Origin of the sequence: Stenotrophomonas sp. yr243, from assembly GCF_900184195.1 — a bacterium.
Lineage (GTDB): Bacteria > Pseudomonadota > Gammaproteobacteria > Xanthomonadales > Xanthomonadaceae > Stenotrophomonas > Stenotrophomonas lactitubi.
On sequence record NZ_FXWT01000004.1, the window covers coordinates 381,983 to 396,664 of the forward strand.

Annotated in this window: 14 protein-coding genes; 5 read left to right on the plus strand and 9 right to left on the minus strand. The window is 66.4% G+C overall.

Translation table 11 applies throughout. The features are described 5' to 3' along the window. The first annotated feature begins 1 nt into the window (after position 1). From QOL57_RS18700 to QOL57_RS18710, 3 genes are all read left to right on the plus strand, one after another. A complete protein-coding gene (locus QOL57_RS18700) occupies positions 2-955 on the plus strand; it encodes a M23 family metallopeptidase (RefSeq protein ID WP_089238787.1) in 954 nt (317 codons plus the stop codon). Positions 956-1,219: 264 nt separating this feature from the next. Beyond that, on the plus strand, positions 1,220-3,937 hold the full coding sequence (secA, locus tag QOL57_RS18705; protein WP_089238789.1) for a preprotein translocase subunit SecA: 2,718 nt from the start codon (positions 1,220-1,222) through the stop codon (positions 3,935-3,937). A 96-nt stretch (positions 3,938-4,033) separates the two neighbouring features. Next, complete coding sequence (locus QOL57_RS18710; RefSeq protein WP_089238791.1) at positions 4,034-4,987, plus strand: Nudix family hydrolase; 954 nt, start codon at positions 4,034-4,036, stop codon at positions 4,985-4,987. A 201-nt stretch (positions 4,988-5,188) separates the two neighbouring features. Here QOL57_RS18710 and QOL57_RS18715 read toward each other — a convergent pair whose 3' ends face one another. Genes QOL57_RS18715 through QOL57_RS18735 form a run of 5 tightly spaced genes read right to left on the minus strand, consistent with a single transcriptional unit; the run spans position 5,189 to position 9,797 of the window. After that, positions 5,189-5,767: a DUF4124 domain-containing protein gene (locus QOL57_RS18715; protein ID WP_089238793.1), complete on the minus strand. Its 579-nt coding sequence runs from the start codon at positions 5,765-5,767 to the stop codon at positions 5,189-5,191. Positions 5,768-5,808: 41 nt separating this feature from the next. Further along, positions 5,809-6,636 carry a methylenetetrahydrofolate reductase [NAD(P)H] gene (gene metF / locus QOL57_RS18720; RefSeq protein ID WP_089238795.1) on the minus strand — a complete coding sequence of 276 codons (828 nt, stop codon included), beginning with the start codon at positions 6,634-6,636 and terminating at the stop codon, positions 5,809-5,811. 43 nt (positions 6,637-6,679) lie between these two features. Continuing rightward, the gene (locus tag QOL57_RS18725) at positions 6,680-7,984 is read right to left on the minus strand and encodes a HAMP domain-containing sensor histidine kinase (protein ID WP_089238797.1); all 1,305 of its coding nucleotides are present in this window, start codon (positions 7,982-7,984) and stop codon (positions 6,680-6,682) included. Beyond that, positions 7,981-8,655, minus strand: a complete 675-nt coding sequence (locus tag QOL57_RS18730; RefSeq protein WP_198512185.1) for a response regulator transcription factor — start codon at positions 8,653-8,655, stop codon at positions 7,981-7,983. The genes QOL57_RS18725 and QOL57_RS18730 overlap by 4 nt, the downstream gene beginning before the upstream one ends. Positions 8,656-8,672: 17 nt before the next feature. Further along, positions 8,673-9,797, minus strand: coding sequence for a type 1 glutamine amidotransferase domain-containing protein (locus QOL57_RS18735; RefSeq protein WP_089238801.1), 1,125 nt, complete (start codon positions 9,795-9,797; stop codon positions 8,673-8,675). Between the two features lie 105 nt (positions 9,798-9,902). On the opposite strand from QOL57_RS18735, the gene QOL57_RS18740 reads away from it, so the two are divergent. Beyond that, positions 9,903-10,460 (plus strand): DUF3228 family protein, encoded by a 558-nt coding sequence (locus QOL57_RS18740; protein WP_089238803.1) that lies wholly within the window; start codon positions 9,903-9,905, stop codon positions 10,458-10,460. 111 nt (positions 10,461-10,571) lie between these two features. After that, positions 10,572-11,207, plus strand: coding sequence for a TonB family protein (locus QOL57_RS18745; protein ID WP_089238805.1), 636 nt, complete (start codon positions 10,572-10,574; stop codon positions 11,205-11,207). A 67-nt stretch (positions 11,208-11,274) separates the two neighbouring features. On the opposite strand, the gene QOL57_RS18750 is transcribed toward QOL57_RS18745, so the two are convergent. From QOL57_RS18750 to QOL57_RS18765, 4 genes are all read right to left on the minus strand, one after another. After that, positions 11,275-11,769, minus strand: a complete 495-nt coding sequence (locus tag QOL57_RS18750) for a hypothetical protein (RefSeq protein ID WP_089238807.1) — start codon at positions 11,767-11,769, stop codon at positions 11,275-11,277. Then, the gene (gene ybaK, locus QOL57_RS18755) at positions 11,769-12,242 is read right to left on the minus strand and encodes a Cys-tRNA(Pro) deacylase (RefSeq protein WP_089238809.1); all 474 of its coding nucleotides are present in this window, start codon (positions 12,240-12,242) and stop codon (positions 11,769-11,771) included. The genes QOL57_RS18750 and ybaK overlap by 1 nt, the downstream gene beginning before the upstream one ends. 171 nt (positions 12,243-12,413) lie before the next feature. Then, entirely contained in the window at positions 12,414-13,784 is a 1,371-nt protein-coding gene (locus QOL57_RS18760; RefSeq protein WP_089238811.1) for a peptidoglycan-binding domain-containing protein, read from the minus strand. Positions 13,785-13,834: 50 nt separating this feature from the next. Next, on the minus strand, positions 13,835-14,602 hold the full coding sequence (locus QOL57_RS18765) for a lysozyme inhibitor LprI family protein (RefSeq protein ID WP_244900750.1): 768 nt from the start codon (positions 14,600-14,602) through the stop codon (positions 13,835-13,837). Positions 14,603-14,682 lie beyond the last annotated feature (80 nt).

Consider the following 14,682-nt stretch of genomic DNA (forward strand, 5'->3'; position numbering starts at 1 on the left):
GATGGCATTCAAAAAGATCGTAATCAAAACGCGTGAAGGACAGGCCAAATCGGCGCTCACGCGTTTGCGGTTCTACTTCGAGGACCGCCCCCGAGCCCTGCTGGGCAGCGTGCTCGGCGCAGGTTGCATTATCGGCCTTGCCGGCGGCATTGGCGCCAGTGCGCTCAATGATTCGCGCCTGCAGGCCAAGGTCGACCGCCAGGAGGCCGAGCTGGCCAAGGTCCAGCGCGATGCGCAGACCCAGGTCAACGCGCTGGCCGCCCGCCTCGGCGAGCTGCAGGCACAGGCCACCCGCCTGAACGCCCTGGGCGAGCGACTGACCCAGATGGGCAAGCTGGAAGACGGCGAATTCGACTTCAACGAGACCCCCGGCCTCGGTGACGGCGATGCCGGCGGCCCGACCGCCGACATCCCGGTGAAGGACGTCAACGCCGACTTACAGATGCTGGAGCAGCGCTTCGCTGCTTCAGGCCGCCAGTTGTCGGTGATGGAATCGCTGATGTTCGACCACCAGCTGCAGCAGAACGCCGTGCCCTCGCGCATGCCGATCCGCAACAGCTATGTCACTTCCGGCTTCGGTACCCGCGCCGACCCGTTCGGTCGCGGTGCCGCCACCCACAAGGGCATGGACTTCCACGCCCGCGTCGGTGACCCGGTGATGTCGGTGGCCGACGGCGTGGTCAGCTTCTCCGGGGTCAAGGGCGGCTACGGCAACGTGGTCGATGTCGACCACGGTAATGGCTACGTCACCCGCTACGCGCACAATTCGCGCCTGGTGGTGAAGGTCGGCGACCTCGTCCGCGCCGGCCAGGAAGTGGCCAAGGCCGGTTCCACCGGTCGTTCGACCGGCGCCCACGTGCACTTCGAGGTGTGGGAGAACGGCAACGTGGTCAACCCGCGCAAGTTCCTCGGCGATGGCGGCAATACCCCGGTCGGGCGCATCACCCGCGGTTGATGCCAACGCCGGGCATGGCCCGGCGCTACCGGGACGCCGTCGGATCCCGGCGGTAGCGCGGGGCCATGCCCCGCGAGCGCGAAGCGCGGCCGCCAGGACCCCGGTCCCGGCCGCCTAGACGACCGCAAAGGGTTGAAACCCCTGCCGCCCATCCCAAGCTACAATGGGTGTTGCCATCGACAGGGCGCCAGGCGCCCTGTTTCGTTTGCGGCGGACGGATCCTCCCGGAGCCGTGCGGCATTCCCATCCAACCCGGTTCCTTCAATGATCAACAGCCTGCTTACCCGCGTATTTGGCAGTCGTAATGAACGACAGCTGCGCCAGCTCAACCGCATCGTCGCCAAGATCAATGCGCTGGAGCCGGAGATCGAGAAGCTTTCCGACGAGCAGCTGCAGGCCAAGACGCCGGAGTTCAAGCAGCGCATCGCCGGTGGTGAAGCCCTGGACAAGGTGTTGCCGGAAGCGTTCGCGGTCTGCCGCGAGGCCGGTCGCCGCGTGCTGGGCATGCGCCACTACGACGTGCAGCTGATCGGCGGCATGGTGCTTCACCTGGGCAAGATCGCAGAAATGCGCACCGGTGAAGGCAAGACCCTGGTGGCGACCCTGCCGGTGTACCTCAACGCGCTGGAAGGCAAGGGCGTGCACGTGGTCACCGTGAACGACTACCTGGCCCGCCGCGATGCCGCGCAGATGGGCAAGCTGTACAACTGGCTGGGCCTGAGCGTGGGCGTGGTCTACCCGGGCATGCCGCACAGCGACAAGCGCGAAGCCTATGGTTCGGACATCACCTACGGCACCAACAACGAATTCGGTTTCGACTACCTGCGCGACAACATGGCGCTGTCCAAGGCTGACCGCTACCAGCGCGGCCTGCACTACGCCATCGTCGACGAAGTCGACTCCATCCTGATCGACGAAGCGCGTACCCCGCTGATCATCTCCGGCCCGGCCGACGATTCACCGGAGCTGTACATCCGCGTAAACCGCATCGTGCCGAACCTGGTCAAGCAGGAAGCGGAAGACGGCGAAGGTGACTTCTGGGTCGATGAGAAGGGCAAGCAGGTGCACCTGTCCGAAGCGGGCATGGAGCACGCCGAGCAGCTGCTGGTCGATGCCGGCATCCTCGATGCCGAGACCGAAGGCCTGTACGCGGCGCAGAACCTGACCGTGGTCCACCACCTCAACGCCGCGCTGCGCGCGCACGCCATCTACCAGCGTGATGTGGACTACATCGTGCGCGATGGCGAAGTGGTCATCGTCGACGAATTCACCGGCCGTACCCTGGCCGGCCGCCGCTGGTCCGATGGCCTGCACCAGGCGGTGGAAGCGAAGGAAGGCGTGCCGGTCCAGCGCGAGAACCAGACGCTGGCGAGCATCACCTTCCAGAACCTGTTCCGCATGTACAAGAAGCTGTCCGGCATGACCGGTACGGCCGATACCGAAGCGTTCGAGTTCCAGAGCATCTACGGCCTGGAAGTGGTGGTGATCCCGACCAACCGTCCGACCATCCGCAAGGACAGCCCGGACCAGGTGTTCCTCAACCGCAAGGGCAAGTTCAATGCGGTGCTGGCCGACATCGAAGAGTGCGCCAAGCGCGGCCAACCGGTGCTGGTGGGTACCACCTCGATCGAAACCTCGGAAATGCTGTCCGAGCACCTGCGCAAGGCGGGTGTGAAGCACGAAGTGCTCAACGCCAAGCAGCATGACCGCGAAGCGACCATCGTCGCCAACGCCGGTCGTCCGGCCGCCGTGACCATCGCCACCAACATGGCCGGTCGCGGTACCGACATCGTGCTGGGCGGTTCGCTGGAAGCGGAAATCCACGAGCTGGGCGAAGGCGCGACCGACGAACAGAAGGCCGCGATCAAGGCCGAATGGCAGAAGCGCCATGACGCGGTCAAGGCGGCGGGCGGCCTGCACATCGTCGGCACCGAGCGCCACGAATCGCGTCGTATCGACAACCAGCTGCGTGGCCGTTCGGGCCGCCAGGGTGACCCGGGTTCGTCCCGCTTCTACCTGTCGCTGGAAGACAACCTGATGCGCATCTTCGCCTCCGACTGGGTGCAGAAGGCCATGCGCATGATGGGCATGAAGGAAGACGACGTCATCGAGGATCGCCTTGTCAGCCGCCAGATTGAAAAGGCGCAGCGCAAGGTCGAGGCCCATAACTTCGACATCCGCAAGAACCTGCTGGATTTCGACGACGTCAACAACGACCAGCGCAAGGTGATCTACGCCCAGCGCGACGAACTGCTTGACGCCGAGTCGGTGAAGGACAACGTCGATGGCATCCGCGACGACGTGATCTTCGACATCGTCGCCCGCTTCGTGCCGCCGAACTCGGTGGACGAGCAGTGGGACCTGCGTGGCCTGGAAGCCACCCTGCAGTCGGACTTCGGCGTGGACATGTCGTTGACCGATCTGGTCAAGTCGCATGAAGAACTGGACGCCGAAGGCATCACCGCCAAGGTGCAGGAACGCATCAACCAGCACTTCGCCGAGAAGGAAGCGGGTGTGGGCGAAGAGACCATGCGCGCACTGGAGAAGCACGTGATGCTGACCGTGCTCGACCAGAGCTGGAAGGAGCACCTGGCCCGCATGGATTACCTGCGCCAGGGCATCTACCTGCGCGGTTATGCGCAGAAGCAGCCGAAGCAGGAATACAAGAAGGAAGCCTTCGAGCTGTTCTCGGACATGCTGGAGAACGTCAAGCGCGAAGTGGTGACCCTGCTGGCCCGCGTGCGCATCCGCAGCGACGAGGAAGTGCAGGCACTGGAAGCGGCAGAACGGCAGCAGGTGGAAGCCCGCCTGAAGCAGTCGCAGTTCCAGCACCAGGACGCAGGCAGCTACAGCGCCGACGAAGAAGCGGCAGAAGTCGAGGCCGCCCAGCTGCAGCGTGACGAGCCGAAGATCGGTCGCAACGATCCGTGCCCGTGCGGCAGCGGCAAGAAGTACAAGCACTGCCACGGCCAGCTGAGCTGACCCCCGGAGAGCCCCGCGAAAGCGGGGCTTTCCTGTTCTGGGCCTTGAAGCGTTCGGCGATTGCGCCGGTGCCCCGGTTTTCGGCATGCTCCCCCCATGCCTTCCCCGAAACGATCGATCCACGTCGTAGCCGCCGTCATCACTGACGCCCGCGGCCGCATCCTGCTCAACCGCCGTACCGAAAGCCGCGACATGGCCGGCCTCTGGGAATTCCCGGGCGGCAAGCGCGAGCCCGGTGAGACCTCCGAGGAGGCGCTGGCGCGTGAACTGCACGAGGAGCTGGGCATCGAGGCCGAGGTGGGCGAGTGGATCATGGACGTGCCGCAGCGCTACCCGGACAAGGACCTGACCCTGGAAGTGCGGCACGTACGCAGCTGGAAGGGCACCCCGCGCGGACGCGAGGGCCAGGCCATCGCCTGGGTGGCGCCGGACAAGCTGGCCCGCTATTCCATGCCGCCGGCCGACCTGCCGGTGGTGGCCGTACTGCGCCAGCCGGACTGCTACCTGATCACGCCTGCGCCCGGCACCGATGAGGGCGGCCTGCAGCGTTGGCACGGCCAGCTGCAGCAGGCGGTCGCTTCGGGGCAGCAACGCATCCAGCTGCGCCTGCCCGCCGAGCATCCGCAGCGGCAGGGCATGATCGAGCAGGCCGTGCGCGCGCATCGACGTGGCGTGCAGTGGCTGCTCAACCGCGATATCGAGCTGGCGCGCACGCTGGGCGTCGGCGTGCACCTGGGAAGCGAGCAGCTGCAGTCATTGCAGGAACGGCCGCTGCCGGCCGGGCAGCTGGTGGCGGCCTCCTGCCACGACCTTGAGCAGCTGTTCGCCGCACAGCGGTTGGGCTGTGATTTCGCCGTGCTGGGACCGGTGCAGGCCACCGCCAGCCATCCCGATGCCGTGCCGTTGGGATGGGAGGCCTTCGCCGCGATGCGTGCGCAGGTCTCGCTGCCGATCTACGCGCTCGGCGGCATGACGCCGCAGAATGTGGCCGAGGCCCGCCGTCATGGCGGGCAGGGCATCGCCGCCATCCGCGGCCTGTGGCCGGCATAGCGCCATACAGGGGGGCGGATTCCCGCGACGCAGGGCTCTGACCTCCTCGCTCGAATCCTGGGTCGGAGCCCTTTCCGCTGGAAAGGGATCCGACCCCTCGCCGCAGGCAGTAGATCCACGCCATGCGTGGATGAGCAGACCCACGCCACGCAGGGACCAGTAGATCCACGCCATGCGTGGATGGCGCTCAGCTCAACCCATTCACAACGTAATCCAGAAGCACCCATATTGCCGCCGCAGCCCAAGCACGGTCGCCGCGCGCGTGGCGCTGCCCGGCAAGGTCTGCTCCAACCGTAACCCGACCGGATGGCGCCGCGCCGTCGGTTCCGATTCCAATTCCGGTACCTGCGCAGCAGTTCTCGCGCCTTCATCCAGATCCTGCCGCGGATACACCGGCACCACATCCACCAGCGGCCGCCGCACCACCGATTCCAGCTGGCCAAGAATCCGCTGTGCGCCCGCATCGGACACCGCGCCCCACAGGTACAGCGAAGAGAGCCGGTTCACATCACCGATGGCGACCGCCGTGTGTAGCGCCTGCACCAGTTCACTCAGCCGACGTGGGCAGCTGCTGCCGAGGCTGTCGCGCTGCAGGGTGTTGCCGGAAGGCGCCGGCGGCGGACGCCGGGACTGCGCACCCAGGCTGTCGCAGGGGCGGTCGGTGTAGACACTTTGCCCCTGCGGATCGGTGCAGCGGTTCAAGCGCGTGGGTTGCGCCTGTGCGACGGCGCAGATGCCGGGCAGCAGCAGGAGCAGCAGCAGGGAGAGGACGACCTTCATCGACGCAGCGTAGCGCCGATTGCGATAACGCAGCGTACTTTTCAGCCGCGCAGCAACGTCAGTACCGAGACCGTCGGCTTGGCCAGGTTCAACGTGTAGAAATGCAGGCCCGGTGCGCCCCCTTCGATCAGGCGTTGGCACAGCTTGGCTACCACTTCGGCGCCGAAGGCGCGCACCGATTCGGCATCGTCACCGTAGGCCTGCATCTTGCGGCTGATCCAGCGCGGAATTTCCGCACCGCACTGTTCGGAGAAGCGGCGCAGCTGGCTGAAGTTGGAGATCGGCATGATGCCCGGGGTGATCGGCACCTGCACGCCGAGCCGCTGCACTTCGTCGACGAAGTGGAAGTAGGCATCGGGGTTGAAGAAGTACTGGGTGATGGCCGCATCGGCACCGGCGTCGATCTTGGCCTTGAAGTGCTTCAGGTCGAGCAGTGCGTCCTGTGCCTGCGGGTGCGTTTCCGGATACGCGCCCACTTCGATGCGGAAGGCATCACCGTGTTCGGCGCGGATGAAGGCGATCAGTTCGGAGGCGTAACGCATGTCGCCGGGGAAGCCCATGCCGGAGGGCAGGTCACCGCGCAGCGCGACCAGGCGCCGACAGCCGATGGCGCGGTACAGCTTGAGCAGCTCGCGGATCTCCTGGCGGGTGCCGCCCACGCAGGACAGATGCGGGGCCGCCTCGAAGCCGTGGTGCTGGTTGAGATGGCGCACGGTCTCGGAGGTGTAGCTGAGGGTCGAGCCACCGGCGCCGAAGGTGCAGGACACGTACTCGGGGGCATACGCCTTCAGCTTGGCCGCGGCACGGTCCAGCTGGGTGCGCTGTTCGTCGGTCTTGGGCGGATAGAACTCGAAGCTGATGGCGGTCATGGCACGGGCGGCGGCGGCGGGTGCGGATCAGTATATCGCTTCATCAAGATGGATGTGCAATTGGCGCGTGAGATCGGCCGCGCAGGATCGCCCGCACGCCAAGGGCGTGTCGTTCGATCCGCAGCTGCAGGCCATGGTGATCGCACAGGCGACGCATGATCTCCAGGCCGAGACCGTTGCCCAGGCTGTCTTCGCCTTTTTCAAAAGGGCGTGGATCGGGCCAGTGGCCAAGGGATGCGTCGCTGCCGGTGCTGTTGTACACCGACAGTTCGTCTGCATCCATGCTGATGCGTACATGTCCCAGCGGTGTATGGGCGAAGGCATTGCCGATCAGATTGGCCAGCACCACGCGCAGCGCCGGTTCCGGCGCGCAGAGCGCCGCATCGTCGGTCAACGTCATCTGTACCTCCACCGGCCGTGCGCCAAGCAGGGGTGCCTGCTCAACAATGACCCGCTCCAGCAGCGGCACCAGACGCACCTGCGTGGCGGGTGCCGCCTCGTCCTCGCGGGCCAGGGCCAGCAGTGCCGCCACCGCCTGCTGCAGCTGCAGCGCGGACAGGCGGATATGCTGCAGGTGCTGCTGCCCGCGCTCGGACAGCCCGGGTTCGTGCAGCAACTGGCCGGCAGCGCTGGAAATCACCGCCAATGGTGTGCGCAGTTCGTGGCTGGCATCGCGGGTGAAGGCGTGTTCGCGGGCAACAAAGGCGGCTACCCGGGCAGACAGCCGGTCCACGGCACGCGCCAGCACACCGATCTCATCATCGTCGAAGTGAGCAGCCAGCACGGTGTCTTCCCGTGGTAGCAGTGGCAACGCTTCCACGTGCGCTACGAGCGTGTACAGAGGGCGAGTACCACGCCGTGCAAGCCATACGCCCAGCAGGATCGCCAGCAGCACCATCACCAGCGCGGTGCCGGCCAGCAGGGCCACCACGCCATCGCGGATCGGGCGTACTGCCAGTTGAGAGCTGACCTCGGCGATCAGCCAGGCAGGCCGTGACGGCGGTGGCGGATCCATGCGTCGAACGTGGTAGTGCCGGCCCTCGTTGCCGCTGAATTCAGAACGCCACGGCTCCTCGGTGAATGCGGTCTGCAGGTCGGCTGGGAACGTGCTGGTGTCCTGATAAAGGTGGATGGCTGCATCACCCGGCTCACGCCACCGTCCCGTAGCTGCATGGACGGCAAGCTGCGCCTTCGCTTCACGGGCCAGCTGTGCATTGAAAACGCTGTCTTCCACGGCGTACATGAAGACCAGCGAATACAACCCGAACACCGCAGCAATGAGCAGGGTGAAGGACGTAAACGCGACGACCAGGCGGCGGCGCAGGCGCTGGATCGGCCGCCACTTCATGGCGAAGCCTCCAGCCGGAAGCCGACGCCGTGCACGGTGCGTAGCATCTCGCCGTCGAATGGCCGGTCCAGTACCTGGCGCAGCAGATACAGATGCGAGCGCAGCGGATCGGAGGGGGGCGCTTCATCTCCCCACAGGCGTTGCACCAGTTCGCTGCGGGTAACGGTGCGCGGCCAGGCTTCGGCCAGCGCCAGCAGGATGCGCTGTGGAACCTGCTGCAGCTCCAGCGCCGTGCCCGCGCGCCAGGCCTGGCCACTGCGCCGGTCGATGCTCAACGCACCGATCTGCAGCAGGTTCGGTTGGCCCACGCGATGGCGCCGGGCGAGGGCAAGGCAACGGGCCAGCAGCTCTGCATCGTCGAACGGCTTGACCAGGTAGTCGTCCACGCCGGCAGCGAACCCCTGCAGCTTGTCGTCGATCGCATCGCGTGCAGTCAGCATCAACACCGGTACATGGCGGTCGCTGCATTCACGCAACCGCCGGCACAGGGTGATGCCGTCGATGCCTGGCAGTCCCACATCGAGCAGCAGCACGTCCGGCGGTGTTGCCAGTGCCAGCCGCAGGCCGACCTGGCCGTCGGCGGCGAAGTCGACCTGATGGCCCTGGGCCTGCAGCAGGTCGACGATGGCCGAGGCCAGCGGCAGGTTGTCTTCGATCAACAGCAGGCGCAGGCGCTCGGCGTCCATGATCAGGGCTGCATGCGGGCCAGGAGAGCCTTAGCTTCGTCCAGCTGCGGCTGCTTTTCCAGCAGTGCCAGCAACTGCTCGCGTGCCTGGATCGTCCTGCCGAGGCGCCAGTGCGCATCGGCGATGGCCACGTCCAGTCGCGGTTCCTGCATGTGCGGGCGGGCCAGTTGCATGATGGCCAGTGCATCGGACACCTGTGTGCCGTCGGCTGCGCCCTGCAGTTGCACGTACCCCAGCATGCCGATCAGCTCCACATGGAAATCGGTGCTGCGCTCTGCCAGCTGCCGCGCTGCGCTGTCATCGCGCCGCTGCAGGTGCTGCTCGACCAGGGCCATACTGCGTTCGTCACGCCAGGGCTCGCGCGCTGCAGGAGTGCGACCGCTGGCACGCACGAAGGCATCGGCGAGGGCCGCGGTCGAGAACGGGTTCTGCCCGGTCAGCAGCCGGCCATCGACCACCACCTTGGGCATCATCAGCGGTGCCTCCCGCCAGTGCGCCCCAAGTTCGCGCATGCGCGGCTCCAGCTGGAAGCTGAACTCCTTCGCCCAGCGCTTGCCGAACTGGGTTTCCTCTTCCTCGGTGAAACCGGTCATCGCCCGGCCCTGCACAAGCGGGCGTCCATTGCCCAGGCGTACTTCCGCCAATGCGGCGGGGCCGTGGCAGACGGCCGCAACGACGCCGCCCTGTTCCCAGATGCTGGCGATGGTCTTCTGCAGGGCGATATCGCCTGGCAGGTCGAACATCGCGCCCTTGCCGCCGATCACCAGCACGCCCTGATAGTCGGCGGCACGAAGCTGTTCTGTGGGAAGCGTGGCAGCCAGCTTGGCAACGGCCTGTTGATCGGCAAGCAGCGCGGCATTGAATGCGTCGGCGGGGTTGTACTTGTCTGCTTCCACGGCGCCGCCGCGGGGGCTTGCCACGTCGATGGCAAAGCCGTTGCGCTTGAGGATCAACCAGGCTTGGGCGAACTCGTCCATCTCGAAACCGGGACGGCTCTTGCCCTGGTCGCGGCCCTCGCTGCTGACCACCAGCAGCACGCGCGGCGGCTCTGGGGGAGCGGGGGCCGCAACAACGGCCAACGGCATCAGGACCAGCGCCAGCAGGTGGCTCGGGTTGAATCGGAACATGCTCGTCTCTCCTTGGGTGTGCGGCGCAGTCTGCGCGGCAGATGTGAAGCAGACTTCAAGCACGTCGGCGGTTAACCTGAGCCCCTGTTTCCGCATCACATCGCCATGTCCATCGTCCTCACCGATTTCGCCCGCCCCCGCCTGTTCCCCCGCGTGCCGCGCGGCAACACCATCCAGGACTGCAGCGCCGAGCAGTTCCAGGCGCATCTCAACGCGCATCCGCCGCTGAAGGTGCTCGATGGCTATGCACCGTTCTGCAAACTGTTCGTGTACGAGAACTGGACCAGCACGCGCTGCCTGACGGTGCCGATCACCGAGGCCAACCGCCACCAGCTGCGCAGCGGCTACGAAGCACGCAACCGCGAGGAACTGCCGGTGCTGGTGCGCTGGTTCGAGGGCGTGGAATCGCCGCGTGCCAACTACCTGGTGGTGATCCTGTACAGCGCCGAGCAGGTGGCCAAGGAGGGCTCGCCCATTGATGCGGAGTGGGGCATCGTCGGCTGCATCTACACCGCCGAACCGGAAGAAGTGCCGATGGCGCCGATCACCATGATGCGCAATGCGCTGGGTGTGGAGGAGGGTGGTTCGGGCGTGCCGCTGGATCGCGAGGCGTACCAGCGCGCGGTGGCATTCTGGGAGAGCAACGCCAACTGGCGTCCGTAACCGGTCGCTGTCATCCACGCATGGCGTGGATCTACAGACGGATCCAAGCCTGACATGCCGGTTCGCGCGGATGCCCTATGATCGGGCAGGCAAACGCACGGAGGGCGTGGCATGGGTATCGGGGCAAGGATTATTCCGCTGCTGCTGGCAGGCATGCTGCCGGCTACCGGGGTGCTGGCGGCAACGCCTTACACGCAGGCCGCGTGTTCGCCACTGCCCCCCACGTCCTGGCTGCGCGATGCGGGGGTGACCGCGTTGTCGATGCAGGTCCGCGAAGGCCGTTGCTTGGTGGAGGTGACGGCGGTCGATGGCAAGGCGCTGTTTCGCCAGCAGCAGATGCTGATGGTGCTTGCGCAGAAGGCCTGTGCCGCACCGGCGGAAGCAACCGTGGATGACACGCAGGTGTCACTGCAGCTGCGCCTGCCGAAGCGCTGCGCGGCGCGCAGCAGCCAGGATCTGTTCGCGGGCGACGAGACGGCCTGGATGCCACCCCGCGGTGTGTCACCGCGCTACCCGAGGGAGGCCATGCAGGAAGGGCTTTCCGGTCGCAGCCTGCTCAAGGCCGTGGTGGATGCGCAGGGAGCCGTCGCTGCAGTGGTTGTCGAAAGATCCAGTGGCCACGCGGTGCTGGATGAAGCGGCGGTTGAGGAACTGCGCGGCTGGCGCTTCACCCGCACCGACGCGAAGAGCGCAGTGCCGGAATTGAGCATCGTGCGCGTACCGATGCGCTATGAACTCTTGGAATAACGGCCATGCCGCCCGCGCATGGTATTGACCTGCGCGCTACCGCAGTAGAGCCACGCCATGCGTGGCTTCAATCATCGGTCACAACGATCCACTCCCACCACGGGTAGTGGTACTCGCGGTCAGTGGCGTCCCACTGCTGGCTGCAGCTGGTGCAGGCCACTCGACGCCGGTCACCCCAGCCGTCCTCGGCCACGCCCAGTTGCAGCAGCTGTACATGCCCCTGTTCAATCAGTCGGCGTGGGTCGAAGAACAGATAATCCGGATACAGCGCGCACAGGCAGCCGCTGCGTTCACGCCAATAGCGCAGGCGGCGCAGCGCGGCTTTCAGGTGCACATCGTTGCTGACCAGTGCACCGCCCAGCTGCACGCCATTGCAGGCGTGTTCGATGCGCTCGGCATGTGGCGCCAATGCGTCAAGCGTAGTGGTGCTGAACAACCGTGCCAGGCGGCTGCTGGCCGCATGGATGCGACTGGCATCGCGCGACAGCAGATCCTGCAGCAGCACGTCAGCCTGCGGATCATCCAGCCGCGGTGGCGGCGATGCGGACCATGGCCAGCGCATCAACGGGGCCTGCCGATCGCGGCATAATGGCCGCCGGTCAGGCGCAGCAGGTCGGCCGGTGCCAGCTCCACTTCCAGGCCGCGTCGCCCCGCGCTGACGTGCAGGGTTGGCAGCGACCGCGCGCTGTCATCAAGGAAACTGCGCAGGCGCTTCTTCTGCCCCAGCGGACTGATGCCGCCAACCAGATAGCCGGTTGCGCGCTGCGCGGCATCGACGGCGGCCATCTCGCATTTCTTGCAGCCGACGGCTTCGGCCAGTGCTTTCAGGTCGAGCTGGCCGGCCACCGGCACGATCGCTACCAGCAGTTCATGCGTTTCGGTGCTGGCCAGCAGCGTCTTGAATACCTGCGCCGGGTCCAGGCCCAGCTTTTCGACGGCTTCGCCGCCGTAGGATTCGGCATGGGCATCGTGCACGTAGCTGTGCACGGTATGGGCGATCTTCTCGCGCTTGAGCAGGTTGATGGCCGGGGTCATGGGGGAATCGTAGCGCGGCCTTTCACTGCTGACTTGACCGAGGCTACTGCTGCATCCGCTGGCGACACGCATCGGCTTCCCGGCATCCCGGGGCGGGAAGCTCATCACTTCCACGATGCCCTGCGGTAGATGGATCCACGCCATGCGTGGATCCACCCGATCCATCGCAGATCAGCGCGACATCGGCTGCTGCGCTTGTGCCTGTTCCTGCGCCTGCCGTTGTGTCTGTTCGGCGTTCAACGCTTCGCTCTGGCGTGTGCTGGACGGCAGGTCCTGGCCGACCGCCTGCGCAAGGTCGATGTAGGTGCGGTGCGCTGCAGGATCACCCAGCTGGCCCTGCACCGCGAACACGCCCTGTCCATCCGGGCGCGCCACCACGGTGTCCACCTGTGACATGCCGACGACCTTGGACTCGTAGGCGACCTGTCCAGCGGCATTTTCCAGCTGGCCGCGGTCATGGAACAGCGGCGAGAGCCCACCCTGGCTGCGCTGCTGTTCAAGCGCCTCCAGTTTCTCCACCACCTGCTGGTAGCGCGGATTGTCGGGGTGCCCGGGCGTGGCCATGCTCGGTGCTGCTGCGGGCGCCGCAGGTTCGGCCTGCTGCTGGCGCTGCTGGCTTGCCGCGTCCAGCGCACCCAGGGTGCCGTTGCCGGCTTTGCCGTCCACCGTCAGCTGATGATCGCGCTGGAACTGCTGGACTGCCTGCAGCGTGCCCGGGCCAAAGTGACCGTCGGCCACCAGCGGTGCACCGTCCTTGCCCGTGTAGCCGAGGTCGGCCAGCTTCTGCTGCATGGCCTGCACCTCATCACCCTTAGCGCCGTTTACCAGCACGCCACTACCAGCCTGCGCACCGGGTGTGGTGGGCGAGCCGTGCGAGGGGGCATGGGTCTGGGCGATGCCCAGCTGGCTCATGGCCGTGTCGAAACGTTCATCACGGCTGGTCACGGCCGCAGGCGATTGGATGCCGTACTTGGTTGCATCGACGAAGGTCTGTACGTCGGCCCGGGTGGGTGGATCGCCGGCCTGGATGGTACCGCCCTGCAGCTTTTCCGCATTGCCGGACAGATAGTTGATGAACTGCGGGCCCATGCTGCCGAACTGGTTGTCATAGTCGGCCATGGCCAGCTGCAGTTCCGGGTTTGCCACGATGGCATCGGCGGCGGCCGGGTTGGTCGCACGCACCTTGGCGATGGCTTCGTCGACGCGCCCGATGGCGCTGTCCAGCTTGGCGTTGGTGAGCTGATCGATGTTGGCCTGCGGAATGGCCTGCAGCTTGGCGTCGAGCGCGGCCAGCTGCTGCGTGCTCAGCCCCCCCTGCTGGGACAGCAGTTCGATGTCACCGTTGGTGAAGCCGTTGTCGCGCAGGAAGCGCCTGGCCTGGGGGTTGCCGCCGACGTCGAACTGCACCAGGCCGAACGAGTAGGTGCTGGTGCCTTCCTTGGCGTACGCGAAATGGTCCAGATGGCGGGTGTTGCCGCCCAGCTCGGTGTTGAGGAACAGCGTGGACAGCTGCTCGCGGGTGAGGGTGGAATCCGTTGCCATGATGATCGTCCTTCAATGAGGAAAAAGGAGCCGGGCCTGGCCGGCGGATATCAGCCGGCGCAGTGCTGCTGGGTGAAGCCGAGCAGCTGGCGGGTGGCCTCGGTGCCGTAGGCGGCCGGCGCCGGTTCGATGGCGAACTGGCCGACCATCTGGTTGCTGCACAGCTGCACGTTGCGCTTGCCGCTGGCTGTTTCCTGGGTGCAGTTGGCCGCAAGCTGGGCGTTCTGGCCGCCGCCGATGTTGGTAGCCGCCGTGCAGCCCAGCAGGCGGCCTTCCTGGCCGTTTTCACCCAGCAGGGTGTTGAAGGTCGCGAGCTGGCTGTTGGCGTCGCGCAGCACCAGCATGTCCACGCACTGCTGCTGGCCGTCGGGCACTTCGCAGGCGTCCTGGTCGACCAGGCCGTCGCGCGTGGCCGACAGCACCTTGAGGCGGTCGGCGAATACCTGTTGCAGGCAGTGCGCGTCGCTGCACAGATCGCGCGTGTGCTGGATCCAGCGCTGCTGCTCGGCCTGCAGCTTTGCCTTGCCGGCGGCATCGAGGGTCTGGCTTGCGGTGGCTTCGGCCTTGGCCAGCTCGCCTTCCTGCTTCAACAGGGCGGGGTCGTTGCAGATCAGGGTCTGCACCGGCGATGCCGAATCGGAGCAGGCGGTGCTGCTGCCGGCGGCCGCTGCCGCGGCGCTGGCCGCCTTGCCGTCGGTGTTGGCCTGTCCGCTGGCTGCTGCAGGCGCCGTGGTCTGGGCTTCACCGGAGGGCGGTGTGCAGGCGGCCAGCAGGGCCACGCAGCACAGGGTCATCAGGGGCTTGATGGTTCGGGTCATACGTTCACTGCTGCGCTGCATGTCTGTCCTTTGATGTCTGCGTCCTGGCGCATGGCCTGCGGGCGGCGGGGGCATGGGGC

Bases quoted from the DNA above. Each gene is read 5' to 3' on its own strand.
- QOL57_RS18715 (WP_089238793.1), bottom strand. From the start codon at position 5,767: ATGAAGGTCGTCCTCTCCCTGCTGCTGCTCCTGCTGCTGCCCGGCATC.
- QOL57_RS18700 (WP_089238787.1), top strand. From the start codon at position 2: ATGGCATTCAAAAAGATCGTAATCAAAACGCGTGAAGGACAGGCCAAA.
- ybaK (WP_089238809.1), bottom strand. From the start codon at position 12,242: ATGACCCCGGCCATCAACCTGCTCAAGCGCGAGAAGATCGCCCATACC.
- QOL57_RS18750 (WP_089238807.1), bottom strand. From the start codon at position 11,769: ATGCGCTGGCCATGGTCCGCATCGCCGCCACCGCGGCTGGATGATCCG.
- QOL57_RS18745 (WP_089238805.1), top strand. From the start codon at position 10,572: ATGGGTATCGGGGCAAGGATTATTCCGCTGCTGCTGGCAGGCATGCTG.
- metF (WP_089238795.1), bottom strand. From the start codon at position 6,636: ATGACCGCCATCAGCTTCGAGTTCTATCCGCCCAAGACCGACGAACAG.
- QOL57_RS18725 (WP_089238797.1), bottom strand. From the start codon at position 7,984: ATGAAGTGGCGGCCGATCCAGCGCCTGCGCCGCCGCCTGGTCGTCGCG.
- QOL57_RS18740 (WP_089238803.1), top strand. From the start codon at position 9,903: ATGTCCATCGTCCTCACCGATTTCGCCCGCCCCCGCCTGTTCCCCCGC.
- QOL57_RS18760 (WP_089238811.1), bottom strand. From the start codon at position 13,784: ATGGCAACGGATTCCACCCTCACCCGCGAGCAGCTGTCCACGCTGTTC.
- QOL57_RS18735 (WP_089238801.1), bottom strand. From the start codon at position 9,797: ATGTTCCGATTCAACCCGAGCCACCTGCTGGCGCTGGTCCTGATGCCG.
- QOL57_RS18710 (WP_089238791.1), top strand. From the start codon at position 4,034: ATGCCTTCCCCGAAACGATCGATCCACGTCGTAGCCGCCGTCATCACT.
- secA (WP_089238789.1), top strand. From the start codon at position 1,220: ATGATCAACAGCCTGCTTACCCGCGTATTTGGCAGTCGTAATGAACGA.
- QOL57_RS18765 (WP_244900750.1), bottom strand. From the start codon at position 14,602: ATGACCCGAACCATCAAGCCCCTGATGACCCTGTGCTGCGTGGCCCTG.